This window comes from Mesorhizobium huakuii, assembly GCF_014189455.1.
Lineage (GTDB): Bacteria > Pseudomonadota > Alphaproteobacteria > Rhizobiales > Rhizobiaceae > Mesorhizobium > Mesorhizobium huakuii_A.
This window is the reverse complement of the sequence record NZ_CP050296.1, coordinates 390857-407487: the sequence shown is the minus strand read 5'-3', so window position 1 is coordinate 407487 and position 16631 is coordinate 390857. Positions and strand designations below refer to the sequence as shown.

Genomic DNA, 16631 nt, shown 5'->3' with positions numbered 1-16631 from the left:
GCATCACAGAGGGGACGTTTTGATGAGCCGAAAGAGACCGACCGTCGCCGATCTGCGCGCGATGAAGGGCAAGCGCCAGCTGACCATGCTGCGCGTGCTCAACCTGGACGAGGCGGAGGCCGCCGAACGGGCAGGGGTCGACATAGTCTCAGTGCCGCCCGAACTTGTGCTCAACCCGCAGTACCGCGATGCGGCGCCCAGCCTTTTCACAATGCCGGGCGAAAACTTCTTCGAGATCGGCACGGCGGATGATTTCGTGCGCTGGGCCTTCCGGCTCTACAAGGCGAGCGCCGACGCGGTCTATTGCAGCGCCGGCTATGCCACGATCAAGCGTATGGCCGAAGACGCCATCCCCGTCATCGGCCATGTCGGCCTCATTCCGTCCCGCGCCACCTGGACCGGCGGCTTCAAGGCGGTCGGCAAGACCGCCGACACAGCCCTCCAGGTGTTCGAGGCGGTGAAGCAGCTGGAGGCCGCCGGCGCCATCGGCGCCGAGATCGAAGTGGTGCCGGTCGAGGTGGCCAAGGCGATCTCGGAACGCACCTCGCTGATCATGCTGTCGATGGGGGCGGGCACCGGCTGCGACGCGCAATATCTGTTCGCCGACGACATCCTTGGCCAGAACCGGGGCCACATGCCGCGCCACTCAAGGTCTACCGCAATTTCGCCGCCGAGTATGACCGGCTGCAGGCGGAGCGGGTGGCGGCCTTCTCGGAATATGTCGCCGACGTCAACAGCGGCGCCTATCCCGAGGACAGGCACATCGTGCACATGGATCCGGCCGAGCTCAGCCTGTTCATGAAAAGGGTAGACGCAAAGAGCTGATTATTCGGCTTCTTTGCCGACTGTCGCAGTGCCTCGCCACGCTCCATTGGCAAGCATGGCGTGGAGCACCTCGGCGTCGGCCCCCAGCGGCCGGTCGTCCTTCAGCATCGATACATGCGCGCGCACCGCCGCATAGATCGCGCCGGTGCGTGGTGCGAGCGTCAACCCTTCACGCAGGTCGACGGCCTGGGCGGCGGCCATCAATTCAAAGGCGATCAGCCGTCGCCACAGCGCGATCATCCCGGCGCATTTCGAAACAGCGAGCAGCGACTGGGTCGCGTGGTCCTCGACGCCTTCCGAAACGGGCAGGAAGTCGAGCATCACCGGATTGGCCTTGTGGCGGATGGCGGCCAGAATTGATGTCGCCGTCTTCTGCAGCGGCACGAAACCGGCCGACGCGCCACCGATGGGCGACAGGTATTTGGTCAGGCCGTTGCGGCCCGAACCGGTGAGCTGGATGAAGCGGGCGACGCTCGCGGCGGCACATTGCGCGATCGCCAGGCTGAGTGTTTCGAAAGCCAGCGAGAGCGACGCCGTATGGAAATTGCCGGTCGACATCACCAGTTCGTCATCGCCCAGCACCAGCGGGTTGTCGGCGGCGGCGTTGAGTTCGATCTCGACGGCGCGTTTTGCCTGGCCGATCGCCTCGATCAGCGCGCCATGGATCGACGGCATGCAGCGGATCGACAACGGGTCTTGCAAGGTGGTGGGCGCCGGCATCTCGTCGCGGGCGAGAAGGTCGTGTAGGGCTTTCGCCGCCTCCTGCTGTCCGGCGGCCGGCCGCGCCATCTGCAGGCGCGGATCGAGGATGGTGCGGTTGGCGCCAAATCCTTCCATGGTCAGCGCGCCGGCCTGCTGCTGCTGGGCCAGCGCCGACAGCGTATCCGTTATCGCGAGGGCACCGCTGCCGGCGGAGACCGCCGAGGCGTTGATCAGCGACAGTCCATCTTTCGGCGCCAGGCTGATCGGGGCGAGGCGGGCCATCATCAGTGCCTTGGCCGCCGGCATGCGGCGGCCCTGGTACTCGGCTTCGCCTTCGCCAATCAGCAGCCGGGCAAGCGCGGTCATCAGCACGAGGTCGCCGGCGCCAATCGAGCCGAGCGACGGCATCACCGGATGGACGCCGGCATTGAGCGCATCGACCAGCGCGACGAACACGGCGGGCGACAGGCCGGAGCCGCCGGCCGACAGCATCGAGGCGCGGGCGACCATGGTGGCCCGCACGGTCTCGACCGGCAGGGTTTCGCCGACCGCGCCGCTGCGGCCCTCCAGCAACTGACGCTGGAAGGCGCTGGCGTCGCCTTCGACGGAGGTGCCAAGATTGGCGCCGAGCCCGGTGTTCAGGCCATAGATCTGCTGGCCGGAGGCAGCGGCTTGGTCGAGCACTTTTCGCGCCTTCTCCAGCCTGGCGATGATTTCGGGTCCGATCTCCACCCTGCGCGTTTCGCGGGCGACGGCGGCGACATCGCCAGTGCCGACACCGGCTCCGGTGAGGACGAGCGCGCTCATGCGAAACGCAGCCTCTGGCCGATGCCTTTTTCCCCTGCCTTGGCCAGCATCGCCTTGCCCAGCGCAATATCGGAGAGCGACAGGCCGCGATGCCAGAACAGGATGGTCTCGTCGTCGCTCTCACGCCCGGATTTGAGGCCGGCGGCGATCTGGCCGAGTTCGGCGTGCAGCGTCGTCTCGCTCAGCCGTCCGGTCTCGACATGGGCGCGCAGCGAGCCGAACTTGCCGCCCTTGCACTGGCCCCAGTCGTCAACGACCATCTTCTGCATGATGTCGGTCAGCGACAACTCCACCGCGCTCATCGTGCCATAGGGCACGACCAGCGCGCCGGGCTTGACCCATTCGGTCTTGAGCAGCGGCTGCGGCTCCGGCAGACGCGAGGCCTCGACGACGATGTCGGCGCCCTTGACGCAGCTCTCCCAGTCGACCACGGCCGTAACCTTCTTGCCAAGATCGGTGGAGAGTTTGGCGGCAAAGCCGTCGCGGCTTTCCGGGCGGCGCGAATGGACGCGGATCTCGTCGAAATCGAAGAGATGGTCGAGCAGCCGCACGTTCCAATAGGCAGTGCCGCGCGCGCCGATATGGGCCAGCACCTTCGAATTCTTGCGCGCCAGATGCTTGGCGCCTATGGCGGTGACGGCGCCGGTGCGCATGTCGGTGATGACGGTGGCGTCAAGGATGGCACGCGGCGTGCCGGTGCGCGGATCGAACAAATTGAGGATACCGAATTCCGAGGGCAGGCCGTGCAGATAATTGTCGACATAGTCGCCGACGATCTTCACGCCCGCCGTGTCGAGCGGCGCCACATAGCCGCGCAGAACATTGAAATGGCCGTGGAAGGATGGGTCCGGTTCGAGATGCACGCGCGGCTCGATTACCGTCTGGCCCTTGCCCTGGGCGACCAGGCCCGCCTCGACGGCGGCGATGATTTCGCCATCGGTCATATCTAGCGCTTCGATGTCGAGGGCATTGAGATAGTCGATATAAATGGGCTTCATTTTATGCGCGTACTTTCCTCGGTCGCCCCGTGCATCCCATAGCAGGCCACGACGCGACACGAAAGTTTGTTGCGCTGTGTCTGGACGCTGCCGGCTAAATGCTGTTCAAACCGGACCGACATGACTGCCATTCCCGACACCGAAGCCTTACCCGAAACGGCCACCAATCCGCGGCGCGTGGCGCTGATCGTGGCCATCGCCTTCTTCATGCAGCTGCTGGATACGACGATCATCTCGACCTCGCTGCCGCAGATGGGCCAGTCCTTCGGCGTGCCGGCGGTGGCTATGAGCATCGGCATCACCGTCTACATGCTGACCATGGCGGTGTTCGTGCCGCTGTCGGGCTGGCTCGCCGACCGCTTCGGCGCGCGCAACATCTTTCTCGCGGCGATCGCGCTGTTCACGCTGGCCTCGCTCGCCTGCGGTTTCTCTGAAAACCTGACTGAATTCGTCGCCGCACGCGCCGTGCAGGGGCTGGGCAGCGCGCTGATGACGCCGGTCGGGCGTATTCTCGTCCTGCGCAACGCCTCGAAATCCGAGCTGCTTAACGCCACCGCACTGATCACCTGGCCGGCGCTGTTCGCGCCGGTGGTCGGGCCGGTGCTCGGCGGTTTCATCACCACCTACCTGTCCTGGCACTGGAATTTCTTCATCAACATCCCGCTTGGGCTGATCGGGCTGGCGCTGGTCGCCCGCTTCATCCCCGGCGACCGCGAGGCCGATCCCAAGCCGTTGGACTGGCCGGGATTTTTCCTGACCTCACTCGGGCTCGCTTGCCTGCTCTACGGCCTCGAGCGCATCGCACACCCGGAGGATGGCTTGCTGCAGACGGTGCTGCTGATCGCGGCAGGCATCGTCATCGGCTGGCTGGCGGTGCGGCATCTCCGGCGCGCGCCGCATCCGCTGCTCGACCTCGCCTCGTTCAAGGTGCTGACCTTCGCCATCTCGACGCTGGCCGCCGGCACCATCTTCCGGGTGGCGATCAACGCCACGCCGTTCCTGCTGCCGCTTTTGTTCCAGGTTGGCTTCGGCCTCTCGCCCGTCGATGCCGGCTTGATGATCCTGGCCTATTTCCTCGGCAATCTCGGCATGAAGACGGTGACGACGCCAACGCTGCGGCGTTTCGGTTTCCGCTCGGTGATGGTCGTCAACGGCATCATCGCCTCGGCCTCGATCATGGCTTGCGGGGCAATCTCGCCGCAGACGCCGCAGGCGCTGGTGGTGGCGCTGATGCTGATCGCCGGCCTGTCGCGCTCGATGCAGTTCACGGCGCTCAACACGCTGGCCTTCGCCGATATCGATGCGGCGCAGCGCAGTTCGGCGGCGACGCTGTCGTCGATGCTGCAGCAGGTGGCGATGCTGTTCGGCGTTGCCGTGGCTGCGGCGATCCTCAACCTGTCGCAGATAGTCAGGGCGCAGCCGGCGCTCGACCTCGTCGATTTTCGAATCGCCTTTTTCGTGATCGGCGCCATCGGGCTGGTGGCGGCGTTGCGTTTTCTGGTGCTGCCGGCCGGCGCCGGTGCCGAGGTTTCCGGCCACGCGCCGGGGAACTGAAAATCGGATTTTCTCGCCTGGTGCGGAGATAAATTCCGCCCTGTGCTTTCGTCTCGACGCGGCGCTTGCGCGGCTGGCGGCATTGGCGCAATCAATTGCCAAAAATGCAGGAGTTTCCGGGCATTGCGCCAGTTTCGGCAATCGATGCGTCCACTCGGCGAATATTGGCACAAGGCCGCGTTCTGAACGCGGATTCATTTGACGAACCGGCGCCGAGCCGATTAGCTTTCTTTGAGGGATGGCAGCGCTGCCATCGGGGCAAATGCAGACATGAACGCGATTGGCTGGCTAAATCTCAGGAGCCTGAATCAGGAAGGCATTGTCTTTGCCATCGCGGTGGTGCTGTTCGTTGCCGCGGCCATAGGCCTGCCGGGCTTCATCGACCCCAACAACCTCGTCGCCATCGTCAGATCCGTGTCGGTGCTGGGCATATTGGCGCTCGGCATGGCGGTCGTCATCATCGGGCGCGGCATCGACCTGTCGGCTGTGGCGATCATGGCGATGTCGGTCGCCTGGTATCTGCAATTGCTCAACACCGGGACCTCGGACGGGCTGGCCTTCGCCTATGTGTTGGCCGGCGTGCTCGCCATCGGGCTACTCAATGGCTTTCTCGTCGCCTACGCCGACGTGCCGGCGATCTTCGTGACGCTGGCGACCGGCTCCTTCGTCTTCGGCTATGTGCGCTCGCAACTGATCACGCAGGATGCCGTGCCGGTGCCGCAGGGCCATTGGGTCGAGCTGCTCGGCGGCCTGCGCTTCCTCGACATTCCCATCGAGGTCTTCGTCTTCGCCGGGCTGGCTTTCCTGTTCTTCCTGTTCCTGCGCTACACCAAATGGGGCCGATACATCTATTTCGCCGGCGACAATCCGGTCGCGGCCCGCAACATCGGCATTCCGGTGCGGCCGATGCTGGTGCTGCGCTATGTGCTCTCGGCTTTCGTGGCTTTGATCGCCGGCCTGCTGACGGCGGCCAGCCTGCACTCGATCAACACCCGCATCGTCAACTCGACGCTGCTCTACGACATCGTGCTGGTGGCGGTGATCGGCGGCATCGGCCTGTCGGGCGGCAGGGGCGGGGTGCGCAATGTGCTGGTGGGGGCAGCGCTGATCGGCATCCTGCTCAACGCCATGACCATCATCGACATTCCGCTGCTCTACCAGAACCTGATCAAGGCGGCGATCCTGCTCGGGGCCATCATCGTCGACGGCATCATCAATCCGCGTGACGAGCAGACCGCGCAGCAGGGCGACATTTAGAGCAGATGGGCTAGCCCATCTGCTCGGGGTACCCGGCGCGATCGCGACGATCGGTCGGCAATGAAAACCGAACCAGAGGACGTGACATGAAACTGATCAGAACTCTCATGGCCGCCGCAACGGCGCTCGCCGTTACCGCCTTCGTGGCGCCGACCTTCGCCGCCGACGATCCCGGCCCGGCGGCTTACGCGCAGGCGCTCAAGGGCAAACGCGTCATGCTGGTGCCGCTGGCGATGGGCTTCGACCTGGCGCAGGGCTGGGCGCATTACCTGAAGAAGGAGGTCGACGCGTGGGGCGGCACGTTCGAGACGCGCGATCCGAACTGGGTGGTCGATGCCGGTGCCCAGGCGATCACCGACGCCATCTCGTCGGACACCAGGCCCGACGTGCTGATCATCCATGCGCCGGACCTCAACTCCTATTCCAAGCTGATGAAGAAGGCGCAGGCCGCCGGCACCTACGTGTTGCTGGTCGACAATCCCGCCAACTTCCCGGCCGATGCTTTCGTCGGCAGCGACTGGGACCGGCTTGGCCAGCTCGAAGCCGAGGCGGCGATCAAGGGCTGCGGCGAGAATTCTTCCAAGAAGATCGGCCTGGTACAGGGCGACCAGGCGAACTCTTCCAGCCTCTATCAATATGCCGGCATCATGAAGGTGCTGGACAAGCATCCCGACTTCAAGGTGGTGGCCAAGCCCGACTCCAACTGGGACGCGACGACCTCGCGCAATGTGACGACGACCATGCTGCAGCAGAACCCGGACATCTGCTCGATCATCGATTTCTGGGATGGTGACGCCACCGGCGCATCGGCCGCGATCCGCGATGCCAAGCTCGACGGCAAGGTGTTTCTCGTCACCACCGGTGGCGGCGAGAAGGCGGCCGATTGCGACAAGCTGGCCGACGGCACCTATGGCGCGGTCGTCATGACAGAGCTAGCCCGCCAGTCGGGCGACATGAACGCCATCATCAAGTTCCTGCTGCAGAGCGGCCAGCCGGCCGGCACCTCGCACACCTACATCTACACGCTGGAGAAGGCGACGACCAAGGCCGACCTCAAGCCCGACAGCTGCTGGGACCTGAAGGCGCTGCAGGCCGAAGCAGCGGCGAAGTAAGCCACGCCGTCGAATAAAATCCACGAGGTGGCCGGATCAGTTCGGCCACCTCTTTCTCTTAAGCAACGGCAGCCAATGTCCTTTCGCGAACGCCTCCAGTCCTGGCGCTACAATCTCGTGCCCGACCATCTGGTCGGCGAGATCCTGACCAAACGCTGGACCGACAACGCCATTCCGTTCCTGGCGCTGGTGGTGACATTGGCGAGTTTCGGCTCGATCATTCCGGGCTTCTTCAAGCTGAACGCGCTGCAGGAATCGACCCGCCAGCTCGGCGAATTCTCGATGGTGGTCACCGGCATGACGGTGGTGATGCTGGGCGGCGGCATCGATCTCTCCGTCGGCTCGATCTTCGCGCTGTCGTGCTTTTCCGCCGTCTATGTCTTCTTCATCCTCGAACAGTCGATCTGGCTGGCGCTGGCCGCCTCGCTCGCCACCGGCCTCGTCTTCGGTGCCATCAATGGCTATCTCGTTGGGTACCTGCGCCTGCGCGCCTTTCTCACCACGCTGGTCACCTTCATCTTCGGACGGGCGCTGTTCGATATCCTCGTCACCACCTACGCCGCCGACGTGCAGCTTTCGACCGCCACATCTGATGTGCTCGATTTCATCGGCGACAGCACCTTCTGGGGCCTGTCGGTCTCTGTCTGGCTGGCGATCATCCTCGCCATCATCACCCATATCGCGCTGACGCGCTCGCGGCCCGGCTGGCATGTGCTGGCGGTTGGCGGCTCCCGGCGCTCGGCCCACAATGCCGGCATCCGCGTGCGCCGAACCGTGTTCATGACCTATGTCTTCTCCGGCTTCTGCGCTTCGATCGGCGGCTTCCTCATCGCCTGCCGGCTGAGCGGGGCAGGGCCGGGCACCGGCCTCAACCTCGAGATCATGGCGCTGACGGCGGCGGTGGTCGGCGGCGTCAGCCTCGGCGGCGGCCGCGGCTCGGTGATCAAGGGGCTGATGGGCGCCATCATCGTGCTGACCATGACCAACGGGCTGATCCGGCTGGGCTACGGCACCGGCACCAACCAGATGGTGCTCGGCATCATGCTGGCGGTGGCGGTGACCATCGACATCCGCTGGCTGAAGAACCGCCATAAGGTGCTCAACGAAGTCTATGTCGCGCCGGTCTATCTCAAGATGGGTGAGACGCAGTCGGCGGTGCCGGGCTCCGGGACGCCTTACGAACTCGACAACCGGCTGTCGGCGGCGGACCACATCGGGCTCGGCGAGCTGGAAGGGCCGGAAGACGTCATCCTCGACCGCGACGACCATCTCTATTGCGGCACCCGCCATGGCGAGATCGTCCGCTTCTTCGCGCCGGATTACGTCAAGTCGGAAGTCTTTGCCCATATTGGCGGCTTCCCGCTGGGGCTCGCCTTCGACAAATCGGGCAATCTGATCAGCTGCGTCGGCGCCATGGGGCTCTATTCCGTCTCGCCACAGCGTGAGGTGAGACGTCTCTCGGCCGAGACTGCGCGCTCCTGGACCTCGATCGTCGACGATGCGCGGCTGCGCGATCCCAATGACTGCGACATCGCGCCCGATGGCCGCATCTACTTCACCGACTCGACCAAGCGCTATGACGCCCATGACTGGGCACTGGACTCCATCGAAAACCGCGCCACCGGCCGGCTGCTGGTCTACGACCCGAAGGATGGCTCGACGAAGACGCTGCTCGATGGCTACCGCTACACCAACGGCGTGTGCATGGCGCATGACGGCAAGTCGCTGTTCTTCGCCGAAAGCTGGGCCTGCCGCGTGCATCGCTACTGGCTGGATGGGCCGAAGGCCGGCACCGCCGAATGCGTCATCCGCGACATGCCGGGCTATCCCGACAACATCAACCGGGCGTCGGACGGCAATTACTGGATGGCGTGGCTCGGCATGCGCACGCCGAGCTTCGACCTTTCGTTGCGCCACCCTGACATGCGCAAGCGCATGACCCGCCGGCTGCCGCAGGACGAATGGCTGTTCCCCAACATCAACACCGGCGGCGTGGTGAAATTTACGGAGAAGGGCGGCATCGTCGAGGCGATGGGCGACCTCTCCGGCGACGCGCATCCGATGGTCACCTCGATGCGTGAACACAAGGGATATCTGTTCGTCGGCGGCATCCTCAACAACCGCATCGGCCGCTACAGGATATCAGGCGCCGACCCGAACTGGACCAGCCCTGCTTCCTATTGGGGAGCAAAGCCATGATCCTCGATCCGATCCTGGATATGTTTCGCGGCAGGGCCGTCACCATCCCGCCGCTCGATGGCGCTTTTCGTCCGAACACACGGCTCGATGATGCGCCAGCATTTGCCGAACTGACCGAGCCGGACAATCTGCTGGTCTCTGGGGATCGGCTGCTGGCATCCAGCGGCAACGCCGTCTATTCGCTTGCCGCTGGAACCGAGCCCAAAATTGTTGAGACCTTTCCGTCCCCGATCACGGCACTGGCATTGTCGCCGTTGGGCGAGCTCACGGTTGGGCTGGAAAGCGGCAAGCTGCTGGTCGGCGACAAGGAGATTCCGCTGCCCGCTGATATCCGCTGCATCACCGCGCTCGCCTATGCCGAGGACGGCACGCTGTGGCTGGCCAACGGGTCAGCTGAGCACGCGCCATCGCAATGGGCTGCGGATCTGATGAAGAAGGGCGCGTCCGGTTCGCTTTGGAAACGGGACGTGGCAGGCGGCGAATTCCGCAAGGTGGCCGGCGATCTCGCTTTTCCCTATGGGCTCCATCCCGTGGGCAAGGATGTGCTGGTGAGCGAAAGCTGGCGCCATCAGCTCATCCGTTTCGACGGCGTGACAGGCAATCGCTCGACGGTGCTGACGCATCTGCCCGGCTATCCGGCGCGGCTGGCGCCGGCCGGCGATGGCGGGGCATGGCTGACCCTGTTCGCGCCGCGCAACCGGCTGATCGAATTCGTGCTGCAGGAAACGCATTACCGGCGCGACATGATCGACCAAGTGCCGCCGGCCTATTGGATCGCGCCGACGCTGGCCTCCAGCCGCAGCTTCCTCGAACCGCTGCAATGCGGCGGCATCCGCACCATGGGCATCCACAAGCCATGGTCGCCGAGCCGCTCCTATGGTCTCGTGGTCAGGCTCGATCCAAAAATGCAGCCGCAATTCAGCCTGCACAGCCGCGCCAACGGCACGCGCCACGGCATTTGCAGCGTGGCGGAAAAGGACGGCCAGCTGTTCATCGCCTCCAGGGGCGGCGACTGTGTGCTCGCCGTCGATACGGGAGGTTTCTGATGGAACCGATCGTTCGTCTGGAAAACGTCACCAAGAACTATCGTGGCGTGCCTGCCGTGAAGAATGTCAGCTTCGAACTGCACAAGGGCGAAATCCACGCGCTGCTCGGCGAGAATGGTGCCGGCAAATCGACGCTGACCAAGATCATCGCCGGCGTCGTCGACGCCACCTCCGGCAAGATGTTCCACAAGGGCCAGGAGATCGCCTACGCCTCGCCGCATGCGGCTCTTGAAGCCGGCATTGCCATGGTGTTCCAGGAAACTAGCCTGGTGCCATCGATGACGGTGGCGCAAAACCTCTATCTCGGTACTGAAAAATTCCTCAACCGGCTGCGCGGCACGTATATTTCAGCACAGCAATTCCTGCAGTCGCTGAATTTCCCGGTCGATCCGAACGCCATGGTGGCGACGCTGGGCGCCGCCAAGCGGCAGATGGTCGAGATCGCACGCGCTGTGCACCACAATGCCGAGATCATCATTTTCGACGAGCCGACGGCGACGCTGACGCCGGAGGAAAAGCGCCACTTCTTCGCGCTGATCCGCCGGCTGAAGGCCAGCGGTGTCTCCATCGTCTTCATCAGCCATGCACTGGAAGAGGCACTTGCCATCGCCGACCGCATCACCATCCTGCGCGACGGCGAGCTGGTCGTCACCGACGACACATCCGCCTTCGATCGCGACAAGATTGTCGCCGCCATGGTCGGTCGCACTTTGTCGGGGCAGATCTACCGCCAACGCGACGAAGCGAAATTGCGCAAGGCCGGCAAGAAGGTGCTGTCGGTGCAGGACATTTCGATGAGCAATGTCGTGCGCAACAATTCCTTCTCGATCTTCGAGGGCCAGATCACCGGTGTGTTCGGGCTGATCGGCTCCGGCCGCACCGAGACGTTCAAGATCGTGTCGGGCATCTACAAGCGCGACTTTTTGCGCGGTGGCGCGATCGAGCTGGACGACAAGCCGGTGCGCTATCTCGTGCCGAGCGAAGCGGTGGCCGACGGCATCGTCTACGTCACCGAGGACCGCAAGAGCGAAGGCATTTTCGAGACGATGGGTATTGCCGAGAACCTGTTTGGCGGGCTCTTGGCAGCCGGCCGCGAAAAGGCTTGGGTGATCAACCAGCAGGAGATGCGCGCGCTGTCAGCCGAATGGACGAAGACGCTGAACATCAAGGCGATCAACGACAATGCCCGCGTCGTCGAGCTCTCCGGCGGCAATCAGCAGAAAGTGGTGATCGGCAAGGGGCTGGTGCAGCAGCCGCGCATCGTCATCTTCGACGAGCCAACGCGCGGCGTCGATGTCGGCGCCATCGCCGAAATCCACCAGATCATCAACCGGCTGGCCGGCGAGGGATTGGCCGTCGTCGTCATCTCGTCCTATCTGCCGGAGATCATGAACCTGTCGGACCGGATTTTGGTGTGCCGGCAGGGCCGCATTGTTGAAGAGTTTTCGCCGGCGGAGGCTACGGAGGAGAAGATCATGTACGCGGCCGTGCATTAGATTCAGGTGAGGCCGGCCTGCAAACGACGGCTTCCTGCGCTTCCCCGTTCTACTGCGTCGCAGTAGAACTGAGCTCACGTACTTTAAGTACGCTCCGCTCCGGTTCTCGGAAGCCACCATTTTCGACTCGGCCTGACCTGAATCTCCACGCCGGCGCTGGAAAAGTGAATCGGGCGAGCGGATTGCCCGCGATTGCTCAAGACCTGATTCAATTCACGCTACGATTCAACGAAGGAAAACGCCATGGCCACCACAAGACTCCTCAGCGATGCAGAGGTCGAAAAAATCCCGGCGGTGAAGGCCGTGTTCGACGATATCAAGGCAACGCGAAAATCCGATTTCGTCAACAATTTCTGGCGCGGGCTGGCCAATGATCCGGTGTCGCTGAGGCGGGTGTGGGAGCAGCTCAAGGCGGTGATGGTTGCCGACAGTGCCATCGATCCGTTGACCAAGGAAATGATCTACATCGCGGTGTCGACCGCCAACGGCTGTTCCTACTGCGTCCATTCGCACACGGCGGCAGCGCGGGCCAAGGGCATGACCGACGCCCAACATGGCGAGCTGGTGTCGATCATCGGGCTCGCCGGCCAGACCAACCATCTGGTGACGGCCATGCAGATCCCGGTCGATCAGCAATTCGAGGTGAAGTGAGCTTTTCGCGCGCCGTCACAAGATTGTGAGTGCGGCCGATGTGTCGCAGAACGACGGTAAATATCTGATATTTAAATGCTTTATGCGCTGCGACGGTGGCCGCTTGCACTCTTCGGTGACCGTTGCCCGCAATTGCACAATTTATCCCAGTCGCTGTTAAGGAAGTGACATGGAACGGCACTAAGGAAGCCCCATGCGATGCCGCTCGCCTGGGGGCGCGGCTCGCATGGTGGAGCCGGCATGAAAATCGTTCAGATCACAGACACCCATTTCAGCCCGACCAAGCCGCACTTCAACGGCAATTGGCAGCCGCTGGCCGACTGGATCGAGCAGAGCGGCGCCGACCTTGTCATCCATACCGGCGACCTCAGCGTCGACGGTGCCGACAAGGATGACGACATCACCTTCTGCATGGATCTGATGCGGGAAGTCTCCACGCCGATGCTGCTGGTGCCCGGCAATCACGATGTCGGCCATCTGCCGGGCTCGCTGCAGCCGGTCAATGCCGGACGCCTCGAGCGCTGGCGCCGGCTTGTCGGCCCCGATTACTGGATGGAGGACGCCGGGAACTGGCGTCTCATCGGGCTCGACAGTCTGCTGATGGGTTTTGACGATGCCGAGGAGGAGGCGCAGTTCGACTGGCTGCGGAGGGCTCTGGAAAACCGCGGCGGCCGGCGCACCGTGCTCTTTGCCCACAAGCCGCTGTTCGTCGATGCGCCCGGCGAGGGCGATACCGGCTACTGGAGCGTCAGGCCGGCGCAGCGCCAACGCCTTTACGATCTGATCGCCGCTCACGACGTCGCGCTGTTTGCAAGCGGCCACCTGCACCGGGCCTGGCAAGGCAAATACGAAAACACGTCGCTGATATGGGGTCCGTCGGCCGCCTTCGTGGTCGGCGACATGGAGCGCGAGATGCCGGGCGAGCGGCTGCTTGGCGCCGTGATCCATCAATTCGGCGACACCGTCGCCAGCGAGATCGTCGCCATCCCCGGCATGACGGCTTACGTCCTCGATGACGTGGTCGAGGAGGTCTATCCGCACGAGGCGCACAAGGTTCGAAAGCGGGTCGCGTCATGAGCGCGCTGTCGCTTCGCGGCCTGAAAAAATCCTTCGGCGGCAACGCCATTCTGAATGGCGTCAGCCTCGATGTCGAAGCCGGCGAATTCATCGCACTCGTCGGCCCTTCCGGATGCGGCAAGAGCACCTTGCTGCGCATCCTGGCGGGGCTCGACCATGCCGACAGCGGCGACATCTTCGTCGGCGGCAAGGACATGTCGCCGGTTGCCGCGGCCGACCGCAACATTGCCATGGTGTTCCAGTCCTACGCGCTCTATCCGCATTTGACGGCAGGACAAAACATCGCCGTGCCGCTCGCCATGAAACGGCTGAGCCGGTCGCAGCGCCTGCCGCTGGTCGGCTCGCTGCTGCCCGGTCAGAGGGAGATCCGCAGCGCTATCGCGCGCGATGTCCGCGAGATGGCGGGTCTGCTCAAGATCGACCACCTGCTTGACCGCAAGCCGGGGCAGATGTCGGGCGGCCAGCGGCAGCGCGTGGCACTGGCGCGCGCCATGGTGCGCCACCCCAGCATCTTCCTGATGGATGAGCCGCTCTCCAATCTCGATGCCAATCTGCGCGTCCATGCCCGTGGCGAGATCGTCGAACTGCACCGCCGCGCCGGCGTGCCTACGCTCTATGTGACGCACGACCAGGCCGAGGCGCTTTCGATGGCCGACCGGGTGGCGGTGATGATCGGCGGCAATCTGCTGCAGCTCGCGGCACCCGAGGTGATCTACAACGACCCGGCCCATATCGAGGTCGCGCGTTTCGTCGGCCAGCCGCGGATCAACATCATCCAGGCGCAGGCCGAAAACGGCCGCGTCGGCTTCGAAAGCATCCGACTGGCTTTGCTAGAGAAGGTGGCGAACGGCCCGGTCAGCCTCGGCATCCGGCCGGAATTCGTCAAACTGTCCCCCAGCGGGCGCAGTGGCCTTGCCGGGCGGATTGAGCGCCTCGAATTCCTCGGTTCGGAAGTCATTGCGCATTGCCGCCTCGATGCCTCCGGCGACAGCGTCATCGCCAAGCTGGTGCCGCATGAGGCGCGGGACCTGATCGCGGGAATGAAGGTGGGTGTCCTTCTGGCCTCTGAACAGGCGATGGTCTTCGGGCCGGAGGGAAAGCGTCTGCGCATCGCGGCGGGCGCGCGGCAGGAGCCGGCCTATGTCTAGCGTCGCGCTGGCGGGCAATGTGGCGAGCGCCGCCGCACTTCGTGCGCGCAGCGAGGACCGGACCGCCTGGCTGCTGGCGGCGCCGGCCATCGTGCTGTTGCTGCTGTTCGTGCTCTTGCCGGTGACTGCCGTCATCTTCCTCGGCTTCACCGATTTCGAACTCGGCTACGGCAAGTTCCGCTTTGTCGGCTTCGAGAATTACGCGCATCTCCTGAACGACCGCACCTTCCGCCGGTCGCTATGGAACACATCGGTCTACACGGCGATCGTCGCGCCGGTCTCGATCGTGCTTGGCCTGGGGGTTGCCCTGCTGATCGAAGGCGAGGGGCGGGCGCGCGGCTTTTTCCGCACCGTCTATTTCCTGCCCGTCGCCTCGCTGATTGTCGCCATGGCGACGGTCTGGCAATACATCTTCCACCCGACGATCGGGCCGCTCAACGCGCTGCTTTCGCTGGCCGGCATTCCCGGCCCGAACTGGCTCGGCGCGTCGAACACCGTGCTTTACAGCCTGTCGATCATCGGCATCTGGCAGTCGGTCGGCTTCAACATGGTGCTGTTCCTGGCGGGGCTGACGGCGATCCCGCGCGAGCTCTATGCCGCCGCTCATGTCGACGGCGCGAAATCGGCGCTCGACCGGTTCTTCCTGGTCACCTGGCCGATGCTCGGACCGACGACGCTGTTCGTCGTCACCATCAGCATCACCAATGCGGTGAAGGTCTTCGAAACGGTGAAGATGCTGACCGATGGCGGCCCCAACAAGGCCTCCGAAGTGCTGCTTTTCACCATCTACCAGGAAGGCTTCGTCTATCTGCGCGTCGGCTACGCCTCGGCGATGACGGTCGTCTTCCTGGCGATCCTGGTCGTGCTGATGCTCCTGCAATACCGCGTGCTCGACCGGCGGGTGCACTACACATGACGAGCATTCCGGCCGGCCGCATCATCCGCTTCGCGCTGCTTTCGCTCGGCGCGCTGATGATCCTTGCGCCCTACATCTTCATGATCTCGACGGCGGGCAAGACGCAGAGCGACATCTTCACCTCGTCGCTGTCGCTCGTCCCGCAGCATTTCTACTTCGCCGAGAATTTCGCCAAGGCGTTTGCCAAGGTGCCGATGGCAACGCTGCTGTGGAACGGCGTCGTCGTCTGCGGCCTGATCTTCTTCTTCCAGGTCGTGGTCGCGATCCCTTGCGCCTACGCGATGGCCAAGCTGAAGTTCCGCGCCGCGCGGCTGATGATGGTGCTGGTCATGCTCGGCCTGCTGGTGCCGATCCACGCAACGGCGCTGCCGCTTTATGTCGCCTTCGACCGGATGTCGCTGCTCAACAGCTACACCTCGCTGGTCGCGCCCTTCACCATTTCGGTGTTCGCGATCTTCATGTTCCTGCAGTTCTTCCGTGCCATGCCCGACGATCTGCTGCATGCGGCGCGGCTCGACGGCATGTCAGAACTCGGCATTGTCGCGCGCGTCATCGTGCCCAATGCCTGGCCGGCGGTCACCGCCTTCGCCATCTTTTCCGTCGTTGCGCACTGGAACGACCTCTACTGGCCGCTGATCGTCGTCAGCAAGCAGGCCTACGCCACGCCGCCGCTCGGCCTGATGTATTTCCGGGCCGCCGAAGCGGGCGACGACTACGGCGCGCTGATGGCCGCCACGCTGATCATCACCCTTCCTCTCGTCGCCGCCTTTCTGCTCGCGCAGAAGCGCTTCGTCGAGGGCATCACCATGACCGGTCTCAAAGGCTGACCGGACCAACAACGAG

The 16631-nt window shown here is 64.0% G+C and carries 13 protein-coding genes and 1 pseudogene; 12 read left to right on the top strand and 2 right to left on the bottom strand.

Features of this window, described 5'->3' with window-relative positions; genetic code table 11:
- Window positions 1–22 precede the first annotated feature (22 nt).
- Window positions 23–825, top strand: a pseudogene (locus HB778_RS01925) (3-methyl-2-oxobutanoate hydroxymethyltransferase).
- On the opposite strand, the gene HB778_RS01920 reads toward HB778_RS01925, so the two are convergent.
- Both HB778_RS01920 and HB778_RS01915 read right to left on the bottom strand, forming a co-directional pair.
- The gene (locus tag HB778_RS01920) at window positions 826–2334 is read right to left on the bottom strand and encodes an HAL/PAL/TAL family ammonia-lyase (RefSeq protein ID WP_183461034.1); all 1509 of its coding nucleotides are present in this window, start codon (window positions 2332–2334) and stop codon (window positions 826–828) included.
- The gene (locus HB778_RS01915; protein WP_183461032.1) at window positions 2331–3332 is read right to left on the bottom strand and encodes an ornithine cyclodeaminase family protein; all 1002 of its coding nucleotides are present in this window, start codon (window positions 3330–3332) and stop codon (window positions 2331–2333) included. The genes HB778_RS01920 and HB778_RS01915 overlap by 4 nt, the downstream gene beginning before the upstream one ends.
- Window positions 3333–3452: 120 nt before the next feature.
- Between HB778_RS01915 and HB778_RS01910 the strand changes: the two genes are divergently transcribed.
- From HB778_RS01910 to HB778_RS01860, 11 genes are all read left to right on the top strand, one after another.
- Window positions 3453–4886 (top strand): DHA2 family efflux MFS transporter permease subunit, encoded by a 1434-nt coding sequence (locus HB778_RS01910; protein WP_183461030.1) that lies wholly within the window; start codon window positions 3453–3455, stop codon window positions 4884–4886.
- Window positions 4887–5156: 270 nt separating this feature from the next.
- Window positions 5157–6143: an ABC transporter permease gene (locus tag HB778_RS01905; RefSeq protein WP_140892781.1), complete on the top strand. Its 987-nt coding sequence runs from the start codon at window positions 5157–5159 to the stop codon at window positions 6141–6143.
- An 86-nt stretch (window positions 6144–6229) separates the two neighbouring features.
- Entirely contained in the window at window positions 6230–7255 is a 1026-nt protein-coding gene (locus tag HB778_RS01900) for a sugar ABC transporter substrate-binding protein (RefSeq protein ID WP_183461028.1), read from the top strand.
- A 75-nt stretch (window positions 7256–7330) separates the two neighbouring features.
- A complete protein-coding gene (locus HB778_RS01895; protein ID WP_183461026.1) occupies window positions 7331–9454 on the top strand; it encodes an ABC transporter permease in 2124 nt (707 codons plus the stop codon).
- Window positions 9451–10500, top strand: coding sequence for a hypothetical protein (locus HB778_RS01890; RefSeq protein WP_183461024.1), 1050 nt, complete (start codon window positions 9451–9453; stop codon window positions 10498–10500). Before HB778_RS01895 ends, HB778_RS01890 begins: the two co-directional genes overlap by 4 nt.
- Complete coding sequence (locus HB778_RS01885) at window positions 10500–11996, top strand: sugar ABC transporter ATP-binding protein (RefSeq protein ID WP_183461022.1); 1497 nt, start codon at window positions 10500–10502, stop codon at window positions 11994–11996. The genes HB778_RS01890 and HB778_RS01885 overlap by 1 nt, the downstream gene beginning before the upstream one ends.
- A 243-nt stretch (window positions 11997–12239) precedes the next feature.
- Window positions 12240–12647 (top strand): carboxymuconolactone decarboxylase family protein, encoded by a 408-nt coding sequence (locus HB778_RS01880; protein WP_183461020.1) that lies wholly within the window; start codon window positions 12240–12242, stop codon window positions 12645–12647.
- 240 nt (window positions 12648–12887) lie between these two features.
- The gene (locus HB778_RS01875) at window positions 12888–13724 is read left to right on the top strand and encodes a metallophosphoesterase family protein (protein ID WP_183461018.1); all 837 of its coding nucleotides are present in this window, start codon (window positions 12888–12890) and stop codon (window positions 13722–13724) included.
- Window positions 13721–14872, top strand: a complete 1152-nt coding sequence (locus HB778_RS01870) for an ABC transporter ATP-binding protein (protein ID WP_183461017.1) — start codon at window positions 13721–13723, stop codon at window positions 14870–14872. The genes HB778_RS01875 and HB778_RS01870 overlap by 4 nt, the downstream gene beginning before the upstream one ends.
- The gene (locus tag HB778_RS01865) at window positions 14865–15788 is read left to right on the top strand and encodes a carbohydrate ABC transporter permease (protein ID WP_183461015.1); all 924 of its coding nucleotides are present in this window, start codon (window positions 14865–14867) and stop codon (window positions 15786–15788) included. The genes HB778_RS01870 and HB778_RS01865 overlap by 8 nt, the downstream gene beginning before the upstream one ends.
- Window positions 15785–16615 (top strand): carbohydrate ABC transporter permease, encoded by an 831-nt coding sequence (locus HB778_RS01860; protein WP_183461013.1) that lies wholly within the window; start codon window positions 15785–15787, stop codon window positions 16613–16615. Before HB778_RS01865 ends, HB778_RS01860 begins: the two co-directional genes overlap by 4 nt.
- The last annotated feature ends 16 nt before the right edge of the window (window positions 16616–16631 follow it).